Below are 15,400 nucleotides of genomic sequence, written 5' to 3' on the forward strand. Positions count from 1 at the left end.
GGATGGCTGTCCTGGGAAAAGTTTTTGGACTCTTTGTGCCGGCCGCACTCATGGCGCATGCCGCCGCCGGCCTTACAGCTCCAGCCGGAACACCCACAGCAGCACATTCTCACCCTGCACGCACCAGTCCCGCTCCGGCGCGCGGCGGAAACCCAGGGACTCATACAAAGCGTGCGCGCGCTCCATGAACGTCGCGCTGGTGATGCTGATGGCGCCGATATTCGGCAGGGACCGCGCGTGCTCGATGACCCGCCGGACCACGGCCCGCCCCACCCCGCCGCCCTGGACCGCCGGGTCCACCGCCAGCATCCGGAACTCCAGCTCCCCATCCAGGGCGATCTCGCTGTACGGCTGGCCGGCGAACGTCAGCGTCACCGCCGCCACCGCCTTCCTGGCGGCCTCCGCCACCCACACCTCCGCGTGCGCGGCGCGGTGCTCCACGTCCTCCAGCACGCCCATGTACGGATGGTCGGTCGCGAAGTGCCCCGCCCACAGGTAGGCGTCCCGCGTGATGCGCCGGACCTCGGGAAAGTCCGACGGCGTCGCCCGCCTGAACACAACGCTCACCGTGTGCCTATGGCCGCGGCAGTCCGCTCAAGATAGTGGCTCAGCTGTGCCAATTCCGGCTGCGAAGCGGGGTCACCTACGGCGTCTCCACCCACAGCATTGGCCACGGCCAGCGCCCGGCCATTGTCCAGTCCGTGCTGCAGGGCCAGGACCAAAGCAGCGCAGAAGGCGTCCCCGGCGCCGATGGTGTTCGCCACCGTCACCGATGCTGAGGGAGCTTCGGCCACCTTCCGCCCGTACTCGAACATCACCGAGCCGTCGCCGCCGTATGTCACCGCCACCAATTTCGCGTCCTCGAGGGCCGGAATCAGGGCGTACTCGCTCTCATTGACGATCACCAGGTCGCAGCGCTCCAGCAGCTCCGCCGACAGGTCCATGGCCGGCGCCGCGTTCAGGACAAAGAAGCCCTGGGCCTTCCGGGCCGCCTCCAGGACGACCGGCAGGCCGACTTCCAGCTGGCACAGCACCGTCTCGTCGGGGCCGAACTCCACGCCCTCAAGCGAGAGGTGTGAGTTGGCGCCCGGGCATACCACGATCTGGTTTTCCCCGTCGCGGTCCACCACGATCAGCGCAGTTCCAGTGGCGTCCCGAAGGACGGCGACGTCCGAAATGTGCACGCCCGCTCCTGCCAACGCATCCAGCATCAGCTGGCCGTGAGCGTCGTTCCCCACGGCGCCGATCATCCGGGCACTCCCGCCAAGCCGGGCGGCGGCCGCAGCCTGGTTGGCGCCCTTGCCGCCCGGCTGCTCCGAAAGTACGGCCTCGCCGATGGTTTCGCCCGCCGTCGGAAGCCGTTGGGCGGTGGCGATCAAGTCCAGGTTGATGCTGCCCACAACGGTGAGGGCAGGAAGTTTGTTGCTCATGAAATTCCTTACGGGGGAGGAGCCGGAACCGGCTGGATTAGGAAATAGTGTACGCCACTGTTGTACTTGTCCGTCATACATGGTTGTATAACAACTCACATCCCAACCGCAGGACCGGCCTGCAGAAACAAAGGAGTTTGATGTGAACACCCCAACCCCCGCGGCAGCCGCGCCTCCCGGCCAAGCCTCGCCCGCCGTCGTCCTTCCCGACGAGGCCGGCAAGCTTTCAGGCCGCCGCGCCGCCCTGCTGATCTCGACGCTGCTGCTCGGCGTGCTGTCCTTCCAGCTCAACGCCAGCATGGTCACGCCGGCGCTGCCGGAGATCGCCGCCAGCTTCGGCCGGAACGCCGACGCCGCAGCCCCGGTGCAGTCCATGTTCTTCCTGGCCGGAGCCATCGCCGGGCCGGTCATCGGCAGGTGGAGCGACTTCATTGGCCGCCGCGCCGCCTTATTGCTGGTCCTGGGCATCATGGGCGCCGGAACCATCCTCTGCATCTCGGCGCCCACGCTGGAACTGCTCGTTACGGGCCGCTTCCTGCAGGGTGTCTCCAGCGCCGTGTTCGCGCTCGCCTACATCGTCCTCAGCGAGAACCTGCAGGCGAAAGCCTTTGGCACGTCGGTGGGCATCATTGCCGCCGTCAACGGCGGGATCGGGGGAGTGGATGGCTACGTGGGCGGTCTCATGGCCGAAACGCTCGGCTTCCGGTCCATCTTCGTCGTGGTGCTTGTCCTGACCGCCATCGCGGCCGCGTGCATCGTCCGCATTGTTCCGAAGGGCCGTCCCGGCGGCGTCCGCGGTGCCATGGACTGGTGGGGCGCGGGATCCCTGTCCGTGTTCCTGGTCTTCATCACCTACTTCGTTTCCGACGGCTCGGCCGCCGGCTGGACCGCACCCTCCACCCTGGCCCTGCTGGCCGGCACCATCGCTTCCTTCGCCGTCTTCTGGATGATCGAGAAGCGCCGCAGCCACCCGCTGATCGCCGTCCACCACCTGCGCTCCCGCCAAGTGTGGCCGGTCATCGCCACCACCGTCCTCACGCTGGCCGGCATCTTCGCGATCATCAACTTCACCGTGGTGCTGCTCAGCCAGGATCCCGACGGCGGCTTCGGGCTTTCCGCCTCCCTGTCGGCTTTGCTGTTCCTCACCCCGGCCGCTTTGATTGGCGTCTTCGCCGCGCCGTTGGCCGGGTGGCTGGCCGGCCGCCGCGGCTGGATCAAGACCCTCCGCGCCGGCACCGGGCTCAGCCTGGCCTGCGCCATCGTTGCCGCTATGTTTTCCACGAACCAGTTGGTGGTGCTGATTGCCGTTGCGGCGCTGGGCATCTTCTACAACGGCCTGTTCCTTACCGCCATCAACGGGCTCTCGGTGCTGCTCTCGCCCAAGGACGCTCCGGCTGCCTTGCCCGGCATCAACGGCGCCTCCTTCGGCATCGGGGCGAGCCTCGGCGTCGTCCTTGTGGCACCCTTTGCCGCCGAGGCCACGGCAGCCGGGTACGCCACCGCCCTCTGGATCTCCGTGGGCATCACCGCCGCCGCGTTCATCGTCAGCCTCTTCGTCGCCGCCCCCAAGGGCGAGACCGTTTGACCTCCCTTCCCCTTCACCGATTTTGAAAGAAGAACCATGACCTCCACCAACCCGATCTACCTGGACTGCGACACCGGGATCGATGACGCCCTCGCCCTGGCATACCTGCTCGCCGCCCCCACCGCCGAGGTAGTGGGAATCGGGACCGTCAGCGGCAACGTCAGTGCCGCCGTCGGCGCCCGCAACACCCTGGACCTGCTGCAGCTGGCAGGCCACGCCCACATCCCTGTTGCGTTGGGAGCACACGATCCCCTGGGCGGTTCGTTTGGCGGCGGGGCGCCATGGGTTCACGGTGAGAACGGGATCGGCGAGGTTGCGCTGGACGCGGCCTCTGCCTCCCTGGCGCCGGAGTCCGCCGCGGAAATGCTGGTGCGGCTGGCCCGGTCGTATCCGGGCACGTTGCGCGTGGTGGCCATCGGGCCGCTGACCAACATCGCCCAAGCCCTCCGGCTCGAGCCTGCCCTGCCCGCTTTGGTTCATTCGATTACGGTGATGGGCGGCGCCGCGCTCGCCCCTGGCAACATCACGCCCGTGGCCGAGGCCAACATCCACAATGACCCCGAGGCTGCAGCCCTGGTGCTGGCCGCCGATTGGGACATCACTTTGGTGCCGCTGGACGTGACCATGGCGTCTGTGCTCGAGGAACCGCACCGGCAGCAGCTGCTGGCCGCGCCTGGTCCGGTGCCGAGGGCGCTGGGGGAGATGCTGGGGTATTACTTCGGCTTCTACGAGGGCATCTATGGGAGGCCCTGCTCGGCGATGCATGATCCGCTGGCGGCGGCGCTCGCCGTCGGTGCAGTCGAAGCTGCCGTGGCTCCGGTGGTGCGTGCCGTCGTCGACACCTCCTCCGGGCCATCCCGCGGACAGACCGTCTGCGACATGCGCGGGGCTTATGCCGGGTACCCGGAGGTGCCGGGCGCGCGGTGCCGCGTGGTGCTCTCACTTGAAGGGGACTTTGCGCCGCACCTGGTGGAGACGCTGCTAACGCTGCACCCGGTGGCTGAGCTTGTTGAAACCACGACGGCGGCACTCGCCACGGCTGGTGCGCCACCTGCGGGGTGAGGCGCATGCAGGGTGCGGTCCACGTCAGCGGGCAAATTGGGCGAGCGTCCAGGAGGTTGTTAAATTCTCCCTGGGTGGTGACTACCAACCCCAGCCATTCCGATGTATGTAGAAACACCGTCGAGCCGTTCCATTTCTAGGGAGTGGGACAGTCATGGATTGGGATGACTATGTGCTGCCTATATGCAGGAGTAGTCGTAATCGAGTCCGGCTGAAACGTACTGGGTCACTGTTACCCGGCTGTTGGGCGTCAAGCCAGGAAGAGAACAATTCGATTTGGCTCCCCGCAGGGTCTTGGCACCTGCCAGCCAGCTCGGCAGCCCCGCGAGGGAGCTGCCGGACGGCACCGTGCCGGCGATGATTCCCCATTGAGAGCTGGTCGAGTAAACCCCGACGCCGGCGGGCTTACCTTCGGCGTTCCTATGCTCGGCGGTGATGCTCTTGAAGTAGTCGACCATCCCTTCAAGGGTGGCCCGGTTCAGGGCTACGTCGGTCTGCCAGCTATTGCCCGTCTCCACATCCAGCCACCAGAAATAGCTTCCGGGGTCATCCACGCCTCGCTTAGTGGCGTCGTCATAAGCCTTCGTGTAGCCGTACATGTATGAGCAGGCAAGGTTCACTGGGCCTGCGGCGCCGCCTTCGGACACGCATTCTCCGTAGGGATTTGGGCCCTTCCCGTCAGGGAAGACGTTGGACGACGGCCACCAAGAGCCCTCATGTCCTGGGTTGGCAGTGTTCACGTACAAAGCAACCTTTGGCTGCGCAGTGAGCCCGTTAGACTTAGCAGCCCAAACGAGTTGCCCAGCGAGACAAGGGTTGCTGTTGTTGGCCAGTCCGCCGGTCACACCCACAATCCCGAATGCCTGCCCGCTGGGAAGGGTCTTCCCGCACTGGGGCCAGGAAACGTCGTTGCCCACCAGGTCCGTATTACCGGATGGTGGAGCCGCTGCCACCGGCGCCATTCCTGTGACCAATAGTCCCAGGAGTGTCAGGAAGGTGGATGCCATTTTTATCCCGTAACGAGCCATGCGTAAATGCTACGGCTGCTTCTAATATGAAACGCCGAGGGGCCGCTAACGTTTATGTCTTGTCTGTCAGTGCTCCAAGAAACTGGACCCAGGCAGGGGCGCGGACCCGGGACCACCCCGGCGAGCGGCTCATTGCTGAACTGACAACGTCCAGAAGCTAGTCGGACGCGGTTGGTGTTGTTTGCAGTGACAGCATGATCGATGCCTGTATACCTGTCGGAAGCTGCCCGCCTAGGACTGCAGGGACTGCATGACCGACAGGTGTCCGGCCCGGGCCGCGACCAGGCACTTGGCGAGGTAGAAGGGCTGGTTGCCGTACCGAACATACTGGGTGAGGACCAGCACGGGGTCGGACGGGCGCAGGTCCAGCAGCTTCGCACGGCTGGGGCCCACCTGGCTGAGGCTGATCTGGCACTCGCCGGGCCCGGGCAGCCGGCCGAGCTGGTTGTTGAGCGCGGCAAGCAGGCTGGTGCCGCCGTCGTCCTTTATCTCCAGGGGCACGGCGGGGCTGCTGCCTACGCTGACGGGCTGGGCGGAAACGTTCTCCTGGAGGTGGGCGATGGCCTCGCCGTCGCGGATCAGGATGGATTCCCAGAGCCAGCAGTCGGTGCCTGGCTCGACGCCGATGCCGGGGGCGACAAATTCGGAGGCGGCCTGCCGGACCACCTGGGTGCGCTTGACTTCGAGCTGCTGGCCGGGGCCGGCGAGGACTTCCTCGAAGGGGCGGATGCGTTCGATGCCGATGCGGGGCAGAGTGTCCGAGACGAAGCGTCCCACGCCGCGCCGCGCCCGGATGAGTCCGTCCTCTTCGAGCAGCATGAGGGCTTCGCGGACCACGGTGCGGCTGACTTTCATGTCCGCGCCGAGCTCCGTTTCGGTGGGGATCATGGAGCCGGGCGTGAGGAAGCCGTTGCGGATGGCCTCAGCAATCCGGGAGTACACCGCAACGCGGAGGGGTGAGCCGGGCTGGGCCGCCACCGGCTGGGACAGGAACCTGGCGGCGTCCTGATTCACGTTGGGCCTCGCTTTAGTCTGGGGATTTCCAGCCTAACAAGTGCTACGCGTTTGTTGGACAAGCAGTAGTGGTTGAGCCTGTCGAAAGGCGTCCTCGCCCGGTGGTTGGCTGAGTCGAAACCCGCTGCGCCGCTACAGTGTCTCGGGAACCGGGCGTCCGGGGAAGAGCGTCTCGTACTGTTTCCGGTACATTCTCCGCCCGAAGAGGCGGTAGGCAACCCGCACCGGGGGAGGGATCTCCTTGAACATCTCCCTCCGGTCCTGGGGTGGGTTCGTGGCCAGCACCATCCCGAGGTAGCCCACCAGGAACTTCTTGTCGAGCTGATCGATGCCGTGCTGGGCGGCCTCCTGCATCTCCTTCTCGGTCAGGATCCTGTCCACCACGGGCATCACCTCGGTGACTTCCCGGCGCAGGTGAACGTTGAGGACAGCCTTCAGGTCCTCGTACCGCTCGGCGAGTTCCCGGCCGGTTTCTGCGTCCGCCGTCTCCATCCAGCGCAGGCGGACTGGCTCGATGCTCCCGAGGCGTTGAGTGACCTGGCGGTGCTGCTCAAGCATCTGCCCGATGTGCAAGGCGCAGGCCGGTGCCCGGTCCTTCATCTGCGGGTACATCAGCAGGTCCTCGCCCTCGTGGTGAATATGGAGCACCTTGTCGAAGTTCCCCAGCACCTCGCCCACGTAGGCGGCGCGGGCGGTGTCTCCGTCCGCAGCGGAGCGCACCAGGCCGGGCGCCTCGTCATAGGCCCACAGGAAAAAGCGGTGGATGCGCCGCATGCCCGCGGTCCCTGTGCACAGCACTGGTCCTGATGGCAGCGGAGCTGCGGTTTCGCCGGGCTGCATGGTGAAGAAGTCGGTCATTGGATGGCCCCTAACGGCTCGTCATGCGAGACCAGGACCTCTCCCCGGGTGCATCGTACCGGGTGCCCGTATGTCACACAATGGCCATGGCTGGTGGGGAGTATGACGGCGGTCGCGGCGCACCTGCGCTGTGGGCCACACCTCTGTCCGCGTCGTGCAAGGTGAAGCAAGATAACCTCACGACAGCGGGTTACGGGAGAGGCAGCACGGCCTGCCGCCCCGACGGACGGCGTCCTTCGGTGCCAAAATGCCAAAACGTTTCTTCATGGTGAAAGTGATGCTTGACACCCTGCAAGCGATGCGCTTATCTTGGTGCCAAGTCGTTTTAGCAAAACGATTTTTCACCCCAAGCATTGTCTCGCCATTTCCGTTCGAGAGAAAGTGAGTCGACAGCGATGTCCACTCGAAAGACCATCAACAGGTTCGTCACCATCGGCGGCGTCTGCACCGCCGTCGCACTGGCAGCCACCGGGTGCGGCGCAGGGGGCCCGTCCAACACGGGTAGCGCCGGCACCAACACCGTCAACGTCCTGGTCGAGGCTGGCGGCCACGCCGAGCTGACCGGCGTCGCCGAACAGTGCAAAAAGGACGCGGGAGTCAACGTCAACTTCGTCGAACTGCCTTACGACGGCATGTTCAACCGCCTCTCCAGCGAATTCTCCTCCGGCAACGTTTCCTTTGACGTCGCAGCCCTGGACTCCGTCTGGCTGCCCAGCTTCAAGGACGCAGTCCAGCCCATCGACGAAATCTTTACTGACGAGGCCAAGAAGGACATCTTCCCCGCCCTCGTCAAGGAAGCGAACGTGGACGGGCACTTCATCGGGCTCCCGGCATGGACCAATGCCGAGATCATCCTCTACCGCAAGGACCTCTTCGAGGACGCCAAGAACAAGGCCGACTTCCAGGCCAAGTACGGGTACAGCCTCGCCGCGCCCACCACCTGGAAGCAGTACCAGGACATCTCCGAATTCTTCACCAGGGACGGCATGTACGGCACCGACGTCAAGGGCGGGGTAGAAACCGAATGGCTCGCCCACGTCCTGCAGGCCGGCTCGCCGATGGTCCTGGACGCGAACAACAAGGTGGTCATCGACAACGCCGCGCACAAGGAGGCCCTCGACTTCTACGTCAGCCTCGTCAAGTCCGCTCCGTCCGGTGCCGCCCAGGTTGACTGGGCCGCGTCCCAGAACCTGTTCAACCAGGGCAAGACCGCAATGACCCGCTTCTGGGCCCACGCCTACCGGCAGATCCCCAAGGACGCACCGGTTGCCGGCAAGGTGGGGACTGCTCCCATGATCGCCGGATCCGCCGGTGTTGGCGGTGTCCCGGGACCCTGGTACCTCACCGTCCCGAAGGCCACCAAGAACACTGACGCCGCCAAGAAGTTCATCAAGTGCGCCTACGACAACAACAGCATGGGTATCGAATCCAGCCTCGGCCTGGCTTCCCGTATCTCTGCTTTTGAGAAGTACCAGGACAAGGAAGGCTACGAAAGCTTCGGCCCGCTGATCGAAACCCTGAACGGTAAAGCCACGGCCACCCGCCCGGCTACCGAGAAGTGGCAGCAGATCGTGGACACGGTCCTGGTTCCCATGCTGCAGAAGGCCGTTGCAGGCGGTGACTCCGCAACACTCCTCGCCGATGCCAAGAAGCAGATCGAGGACCTCGTCAAGTAAGAGCTCCGCGGCCGGCATCTGCCGAAGAGGCACAGCAACACCGGTGCCGGCCGTGGCCCCCAACCAGCGGAAGAGAAAACCGTGCGTATCTCCGATCGCCGTTTCGCATTGTTCCTGATGACACCAGCGGCGCTGTTCCTTGCAGTTTTTGTCGCCTTCCCGCTGTTCCGTCTCGTAGCGGACAGCTTCTTCAAGATCTCACCGATAGCGGGCGGCCCCCGTGACTTCGTGGGTCTGGATAACTACTTTCGGGCCTTCGCCTCCGAAGCCTTTGTAGGTGCCGGATGGCGGACCCTGGCCTACACGCTTGTGGTGGTCACCCTCGAATTCGCCCTGGGACTGGGAATGGCCCTGCTGTTCACCACCCTCGGGCGCAGCTCCCAGATCTGGCGGACCGTCTTTATGTATCCACTGATGATCGCGCCCATCGTGGCCGGCCTTCTCTGGAAGTTCCTGATGATCGACAACTTCGGCCTCATCGGAACCCTCCTGCACCAGGCAGGCATCCTGTCCAACCCCAACCAGATCGGCTGGCTCTCCGACCCGAACATTGTGCTGTTCTCGGTTGCCATTCCGGACATCTGGTTGACCACATCGTTTATGTGCCTGGTGCTCTTCGCCGGGCTGCAGAACATTCCGGGGGACCTGATCGAAGCCGCGCGGCTGGACGGCGCACGCGCACCGGCGATGCTGTTCCGCATCATCCTGCCCCTCCTGCGGCCGGTCATCGCCGTCGCCCTCGTGGTCCGCGGAATCGATGCGGCCCGGGCATTCGACACCATCCTCATCCAAACCAACGGCGGCCCCCAGTCCGCCTCGGAAACCATGAGCCTGTTGATCTACCGGACCATGATCCGCTTTGGTGATCCCGGCCTGGCAAGCGCCATGGGAACCCTCTATCTGCTGGCCATGCTCGCCGTCGCGTTCGTCGCGGTGTCCACCATCTGGCGGCCAGGAAAGGACAACTGATGCGCGTTGCCGAAAAAACAATGCACGACGCCGGGAAGTCACCGGCAGCGGTTGCGGGACCTTCCGTGCCAGCCACCGGAAGCAGCAGCGGCCGCAAGCGCCGGGGCGTCAACCGTGAAGGCCTGGAAGCGGGCCGCCGCAGCACCAGGACCCTGCTGTGGGTCCTCCTGGCGGCAGCGATGGTGCTCTACGGTTTCCCGTTCCTGTACCTGCTCTTCACGTCCTTCAAGACCCCGATCGATACCATCGCGGTGCCCCCCACCATCCTCCCGCGGGAATGGACACTGGAGAACTACATCAACGCACTGGGCCGCAGCGGTGTGGTGGCGTCCTTCATCAACAGCATCCAGACGGCCATCATCAGCACCGTGCTTTCACTGGTGCTGGCGGTCCCCGCAGCCTACGGCATCACCAGGTACAAGACCCTGAGCGGCCGGGTCTTCATCATGGCTGCGCTGGTCACCCGCATGGTGCCGCCGGTAGCGATCGGCATTCCGCTGGCCTCGATGATGGCGTCCATGGGCCTGTCAGATACACCGATCGCGCTGTCCATCGCCCACACCACCATCTCGCTGCCGCTCTCCATCTGGCTGATGTCCAGCTTCTTCGAGGCGGTGCCCAAAGACCTGGAGGAAGCTGCCACTGTGGACGGTTGCAGCAGGCTGGGAGCCCTGTGGCGGGTAGTGATTCCGGTGGTTTCCGGCGGCATCGCGGTCACCGCGATCTTCGCCTTCCTGGCCTCCTGGAACGAGTTCCTCTTCGCACTCCTGATGACGGCGATCCGCTCCCAGACAACACCCGTGGTGATCGCAAACTTCCAGACCCAGTTCGGCCTGGACTGGGGATCCATGACGGCGCTGGCCGCGGTGTACTCCATCCCGGTCATCCTCCTCACCCTTCTCTTGCAGCGCAAGATCGTCGCAGGCATGACGCTCGGCGCGGTCAAGGGCTAGACCACCAACAACGAGTAGCCTACTGATGACGCCCAGGGGCATCACCGACCATAAGGACGTGGGAGACAGATGAGCAACAAGAACATCGGTATCAAGGACGTGGCCACCGCTGCCGGCGTGTCCGTGACAACTGTTTCCCATGTCCTCAATGAGGTGGCCTATGCACGGATCAGCCCTGAAACCAGGGACAAGGTCCGGTCCGCAGCGGAACAACTTGGTTATGGGCCAAACCGCCTGGCCCAGGCCCTCCGCACCCAGAGGACCGGCATGCTGGGCCTGGTCAGCGAGGACATCGCCACCACGCCCCACGCCGGCCGGATCATCCTCGGCGCCGAGGAGGCTGCCAAAGCCCGGGGGTACAACCTCATGATCATCAACACGTCCGGTTCAGCCAGCCTTGAATCCCGGCGGGACGACGTCGATGCCCTCCTGGAACGCCGGGTGGACGGAATCCTCTACGCCACCATGTACCACCGCAACGTGGAGCTGCCGGCCAATCTCGGCAGCGTGCCCGCCGTCCTGGTCGACTCGGTGGCCGCCGGCGGAAACATCACTGCCGTGATCCCGGATGAAGAAGGCGGCGCACGCGCCGCCGTGGAAGCTTTGCTCGCGGCCGGGCACCGGCGGATCGGCTTCATCAACAACACCGATGACGTCCCCGCAACCCATCAGCGGCTCCAGGCCTTCCGGGCCACGCTGACTGAAGCAGGGCTCGACGGCGGCGCGGCACCTGTCGAGTCGGAGGTCTCCGAGGTGCACGGCGGCTATGAAGCGGCCCGGCGGATCCTGGCACGCGAGGACCGCGCCGATATGCCTACGGCATTGTTCTGCTACAACGACCGGATGGCGATGGGAGCCTACCGTGCCGCTGCCGAGTTGGGACTCACCATCCCTGCTGACCTTTCAATCGTCGGCTTCGATGACCAGGAACTGATCGCCGCCAACCTTCACCCGGGCCTCAGCACCGTGGCCCTGCCGCATTACGAGATGGGTGCCTGGGCCACCGAGCACCTGATCGACGCCATCGAGGGAAAGACCGACCTTACCCTCATGGCACTTCACCCGACCATTCTGAGCTGCCCCCTCGTGACCCGCGATTCCATCGCGGCTCCCCGGGACTAGGCAGCCACCCCTTCCACTTCCCCAGAGGAACGCACCACATGTCCAGTTACCTTGATGCCGCACGCCCGGAAACAGCCCCGGCGGCAACCTCCGGCTTCCGGCCTGCCATCCACTTCACGGCAAGGGACACCTGGCTGAACGATCCCAACGGCCTGGTTTTCCACGACGGCCTCTACCACCTCTTCTTCCAGAACAACCCGTTCGGCAATGTCTGGGGCAACATGTCCTGGGGGCACGCCACTTCCCGCGATTTGCTGCACTGGACGGAACACCCTGTTGCCATTGCCTGCGACGAGGCAGAGGACATCTTCTCCGGCAGCGTGGTGGTGGACCAGGGAAACACGTCCGGTTTCGGGACGGCGGGCGCACCTGCCCTCGTAGCCATTTACACCAGTGCCTATAAAGCCGCGTCCGAACACCGCGGCACCCAGGCCCAGTCCCTGGCCTACAGCACCGACGGCGGGTTGACGTGGCAAAAGTACGACGGAAACCCTGTCCTCACCCGGAACTCCGCGCACTTCCGGGATCCCAAAGTCTTCCGCTATCAGGGGGACGCTGGCGACTACTGGGTGATGGTCGCCGTCGAGGCGCAGCACCAAAGCGTGGTCCTCTATCGTTCGGAAGATCTCAAGACCTGGGAGTTCCTCAGCGACTTTGGCCCGGCCAACGCCGACGCCGGTGAATGGGAGTGCCCGGATCTCTTTCCCCTGGAAGTGGACGGGGACCCGAACCACATCAAATGGGTACTGATCGTCAACGTCAATCCGGGCGCCGTGGCAGGAGGGTCCGGCGGCCAGTACTTCGTGGGGGATTTCGACGGCGTCCGGTTCGTCCCGGAGCCTGGTTCACTCGTGGCGCCTGCCGGGCTGAGCTCTTTCCCCGACCCCGAGATGCGCTCGGCAGCGTTGCAGCAATGCCTGTGGCTGGACTGGGGACGCGACTGCTACGCCTCAGTATCCTTCACCGATGCCCCGGATGGCCGGCGCATCATCATTGGCTGGATGAACAACTGGGACTACGCCAACCAGCTGCCCACCGCCCCCTGGCGGTCCTCGATGACCCTCGCCAGGGAACTGCGCCTCACGGCAGTCAACGGCTCCGCCCGTCTGATCCAGCAACCGGTCCTGGCCGCTCCGGGCGCAAGGGGAGTGGTGCCTACCAGCAAGAACCAGATGAACGCGGACACTTTTGAGCTGCGAGATTCAGCCTGCCGATTGCCGGATGCCGTACGCGGCAGTGCTCACGTTATCGAGGCGGAGATCCTGCCCGGACGCGCCGACCGTGTCGATTTCCGGCTGTTCGGAGGTGGCGACGGGAGCGAGGGCACCGTTCTGAGCTACAACGCCGCCAGCGCCCAGCTCACCCTGGATCGCAGGCGCTCAGGCATCACGGGCTTCCACGAAAAGTTTCCTTCCCTGGAGTCGGCCCCGCTGGTCCTTGAGGACGGCGTGCTCAAGCTGCAGATCGTCGTCGACCATTGCTCGGTCGAGGTATTCGCACAGGGCGGCAAGGTGGTCCTGACTGACCTCATCTTCCCCGAAGCCGAAAACCGGGAGAACTGGCTGTCGGCCGAGGGCGGCCCAGCAACAGTACTGAAGCTCTCCGTCTCAACACTCACTTAATCCCGGTTGTATCCAACGTGCTTGACTCCAGGAAAGGTCCACAAATGGCAACACTCCAGCACACCGGCGATGATCCCAAGCCGGGCATTGATGTCCTCGTTGTGGGTGAAGCACTCGTGGACATCGTGGTCTCTCCCCGAGGGACTGTGGAGCACCCCGGCGGATCACCCGCTAACGTTGCCTACGGGCTTGGGCGGCTGGGTGCGGACACCGCATTGTTGACGTCGATCGGAGACGACCACCATGCCGCCGCTATCGAGAAGCACCTTTCACCAGGGGAGCGGAGGGATCCTTGCTCACAACCCACTGCGCGCAGGTAGCCGTTCCCCCGATTAGGTCTGCTGTGGTGGACACCATCGGGGCCGGCGAGTCGTATATTTCTGCCTTGATCTACGGACTCCTGATGCGCGGAGCGGATGGGCTGGCACCGTCCGTGCTGGAGTCGCTGGGCCGCATGGCATCCAAAGCAGCCGCGATCACGGTGCGCCGCCCGGGCGCGCACCCTCCAACATCAGAGGAACTCCGGGCGGAACTCCCTGAGCATCAGCCGGTGGCCCAGTGAACACTGTTGCAGCGACTTCCGACAACGAAAGGGAAAAACCCATGGCAAGCAACAACTGCTACGACGTGACGACGTGGCCCGTCGGCAATCCGTACGAGGACGTCGGTGAAGTCATCAACAGCATCATCGCTGACGTCAAGGAACGGCAGGCCGCCACCGATGTGAGCGACGGCGGAAAGCCGGGTGCGGTGATCTACATTCCGCCTGGGGACTACCACCTCCGTACGCAGGTAATGATCGACGTCAGCTTCCTCCGGATCGAGGGCTCGGGACACGGCTTTACGTCGTCGAGTATCCGCTTCAACGTGCCCGAAGACGAATGGCCCGACCTGCATGAGCTGTGGCCAGGGGGGAGCCGCATTATCGTCGACATCCCCCTCGACGAAGACGCGGAGGAATCCAAGGGAGCCGCCTTCTACGTTGAGCGGAGTGGGAGCCCTCGGATCAGCTCGGTGGAGTTCTCCAACTTCTGCATCGACGGCTTGCACTTCAGACCGGACGGCTCGGGTTTGCCTGCGGAGAACACCTACGTCAACGGGAAGACCGGCATCTATGTGGCGAGCGCCAATGACTCCTTCCGCGTGACCGGCATGGGGTTCGTCTACCTGGAAAACGCCCTCACCATCTACCATGCAGACGCGCTGTCCATCCACGGCAACTTCATCGCCGAATGCGGGAGCTGCATCGAGCTCCGCGGGTGGGGCCAGGCATCCAAAATCACTGACAACCTGGTGGGAGCAGGCTTCAAGGGCCACTCGATCTACGCCCAGAACCATGGCGGCCTGCTGATCACCGCGAACAACGTCTTTCCCCGTGGTGCCAGCAGCGTCCATCTCGAGGGCGTCACCCGTTCCAGCGTCACCAACAACCGTTTGCATTCGTTCTACCCCGGGATGGTGATGCTCACAGCGAACAGTTCGGAAAACCTGGTAGCCACGAACCACTTCCTGCGTGACCATGAGCCCTGGACGCCCTTCCTGGGAGTGGACAACGGACTGGACGACCTCACCGGCCTTCTCTGCGTCAGCGGCGGCAACAACTCGGTCATCGGCAACCACTTCTCCGAGGTCATCGACTCCCAGAGCATCCGGCCGGCAGGTGCAAAGCCGGTCATCATCCGGCTGATGGCGGGGGCAGGTAACTTCGTCTCCAACAACCACGTGGTGGCCATGAATGTTGACTCCTCGTCAAGCGATTCCTGCTTCGAAGCCCAGGTGGACGCCCTGCTGACCACCGGGGCCTCGGACGCCCTCGCCGTCACGGCCGTCATGGTGGATTCCGAATCGGTCCGGAACACGATCCTTGATTCCGGCAGTGACGCCCAGGTGGTCGCGGACAGGGCTGTTAACGCCTTGAGGGCCACCCCCACGGTCGGTTTGGAGACAGCACAGGTGCCTGCAGCGCACTAAGGCGATCGCCGCTTCGAGCGCCGTACCGGCAACCCCGCTGCCACCTGCGAAAACGTCCTGCCCGGCCATCCACAAACCAGTGCCTGAGTGCTATACCTGACCTAAGGCAA

13 protein-coding genes and 1 pseudogene are annotated in these 15,400 nt (G+C 64.5%); 9 read left to right on the forward strand and 5 right to left on the reverse strand.

What is annotated here, in order from left to right; genetic code table 11:
* Positions 1–72: 72 nt before the first annotated feature.
* Positions 73–567, reverse strand: coding sequence for a GNAT family N-acetyltransferase (locus tag QFZ36_RS18460; RefSeq protein WP_306638507.1), 495 nt, complete (start codon positions 565–567; stop codon positions 73–75).
* Positions 564–1,430, reverse strand: a complete 867-nt coding sequence (locus tag QFZ36_RS18465; protein WP_306638508.1) for a ribokinase — start codon at positions 1,428–1,430, stop codon at positions 564–566. The genes QFZ36_RS18460 and QFZ36_RS18465 overlap by 4 nt, the downstream gene beginning before the upstream one ends.
* Positions 1,431–1,572: 142 nt before the next feature.
* On the opposite strand from QFZ36_RS18465, the gene QFZ36_RS18470 reads away from it, so the two are divergent.
* Entirely contained in the window at positions 1,573–3,015 is a 1,443-nt protein-coding gene (locus QFZ36_RS18470) for an MFS transporter (protein WP_306638509.1), read from the forward strand.
* 36 nt (positions 3,016–3,051) lie between these two features.
* Positions 3,052–4,077 (forward strand): nucleoside hydrolase, encoded by a 1,026-nt coding sequence (locus tag QFZ36_RS18475; protein WP_306638510.1) that lies wholly within the window; start codon positions 3,052–3,054, stop codon positions 4,075–4,077.
* A gap of 179 nt (positions 4,078–4,256) precedes the next feature.
* On the opposite strand, the gene QFZ36_RS18480 is transcribed toward QFZ36_RS18475, so the two are convergent.
* The 3 genes from QFZ36_RS18480 to QFZ36_RS18490 all read right to left on the reverse strand — a co-directional run bounded on the left by QFZ36_RS18480 (position 4,257) and on the right by QFZ36_RS18490 (position 6,977).
* Complete coding sequence (locus QFZ36_RS18480; protein ID WP_306638511.1) at positions 4,257–4,724, reverse strand: hypothetical protein; 468 nt, start codon at positions 4,722–4,724, stop codon at positions 4,257–4,259.
* A gap of 612 nt (positions 4,725–5,336) precedes the next feature.
* A complete protein-coding gene (locus QFZ36_RS18485; RefSeq protein WP_306638512.1) occupies positions 5,337–6,119 on the reverse strand; it encodes a GntR family transcriptional regulator in 783 nt (260 codons plus the stop codon).
* 132 nt (positions 6,120–6,251) lie between these two features.
* Positions 6,252–6,977 carry a hemerythrin domain-containing protein gene (locus tag QFZ36_RS18490; protein ID WP_306638513.1) on the reverse strand — a complete coding sequence of 242 codons (726 nt, stop codon included), beginning with the start codon at positions 6,975–6,977 and terminating at the stop codon, positions 6,252–6,254.
* 395 nt (positions 6,978–7,372) lie between these two features.
* On the opposite strand from QFZ36_RS18490, the gene QFZ36_RS18495 reads away from it, so the two are divergent.
* The 7 genes and pseudogenes from QFZ36_RS18495 (at position 7,373) to QFZ36_RS18525 (ending at position 15,290) form a co-directional block, all read left to right on the forward strand.
* Positions 7,373–8,653, forward strand: coding sequence for an ABC transporter substrate-binding protein (locus QFZ36_RS18495; RefSeq protein ID WP_306638514.1), 1,281 nt, complete (start codon positions 7,373–7,375; stop codon positions 8,651–8,653).
* Between the two features lie 81 nt (positions 8,654–8,734).
* Positions 8,735–9,622: a carbohydrate ABC transporter permease gene (locus QFZ36_RS18500; protein WP_306638515.1), complete on the forward strand. Its 888-nt coding sequence runs from the start codon at positions 8,735–8,737 to the stop codon at positions 9,620–9,622.
* Complete coding sequence (locus QFZ36_RS18505) at positions 9,622–10,575, forward strand: carbohydrate ABC transporter permease (protein ID WP_306638516.1); 954 nt, start codon at positions 9,622–9,624, stop codon at positions 10,573–10,575. Before QFZ36_RS18500 ends, QFZ36_RS18505 begins: the two co-directional genes overlap by 1 nt.
* Before the next feature lie 69 nt (positions 10,576–10,644).
* Positions 10,645–11,697 (forward strand): LacI family DNA-binding transcriptional regulator, encoded by a 1,053-nt coding sequence (locus QFZ36_RS18510; protein ID WP_306638518.1) that lies wholly within the window; start codon positions 10,645–10,647, stop codon positions 11,695–11,697.
* A gap of 38 nt (positions 11,698–11,735) precedes the next feature.
* Complete coding sequence (locus QFZ36_RS18515) at positions 11,736–13,319, forward strand: glycoside hydrolase family 32 protein (RefSeq protein ID WP_306638520.1); 1,584 nt, start codon at positions 11,736–11,738, stop codon at positions 13,317–13,319.
* 44 nt (positions 13,320–13,363) lie between these two features.
* Positions 13,364–13,881: pseudogene (locus QFZ36_RS18520) on the forward strand (PfkB family carbohydrate kinase).
* Positions 13,882–13,922: 41 nt separating this feature from the next.
* The gene (locus QFZ36_RS18525; RefSeq protein ID WP_306638521.1) at positions 13,923–15,290 is read left to right on the forward strand and encodes a right-handed parallel beta-helix repeat-containing protein; all 1,368 of its coding nucleotides are present in this window, start codon (positions 13,923–13,925) and stop codon (positions 15,288–15,290) included.
* Positions 15,291–15,400 lie beyond the last annotated feature (110 nt).

The sequence above is a fragment of the Pseudarthrobacter siccitolerans genome (assembly GCF_030823375.1).
Lineage (GTDB): Bacteria > Actinomycetota > Actinomycetes > Actinomycetales > Micrococcaceae > Arthrobacter > Arthrobacter siccitolerans_A.

Coding starts and splice junctions, on each gene's coding strand:
- QFZ36_RS18465 (WP_306638508.1), bottom strand. CDS start 1,430: ATGAGCAACAAACTTCCTGCCCTCACCGTTGTGGGCAGCATCAACCTG.
- QFZ36_RS18475 (WP_306638510.1), top strand. CDS start 3,052: ATGACCTCCACCAACCCGATCTACCTGGACTGCGACACCGGGATCGAT.
- QFZ36_RS18490 (WP_306638513.1), bottom strand. CDS start 6,977: ATGACCGACTTCTTCACCATGCAGCCCGGCGAAACCGCAGCTCCGCTG.
- QFZ36_RS18495 (WP_306638514.1), top strand. CDS start 7,373: ATGTCCACTCGAAAGACCATCAACAGGTTCGTCACCATCGGCGGCGTC.
- QFZ36_RS18505 (WP_306638516.1), top strand. CDS start 9,622: ATGCGCGTTGCCGAAAAAACAATGCACGACGCCGGGAAGTCACCGGCA.
- QFZ36_RS18510 (WP_306638518.1), top strand. CDS start 10,645: ATGAGCAACAAGAACATCGGTATCAAGGACGTGGCCACCGCTGCCGGC.
- QFZ36_RS18515 (WP_306638520.1), top strand. CDS start 11,736: ATGTCCAGTTACCTTGATGCCGCACGCCCGGAAACAGCCCCGGCGGCA.
- QFZ36_RS18525 (WP_306638521.1), top strand. CDS start 13,923: ATGGCAAGCAACAACTGCTACGACGTGACGACGTGGCCCGTCGGCAAT.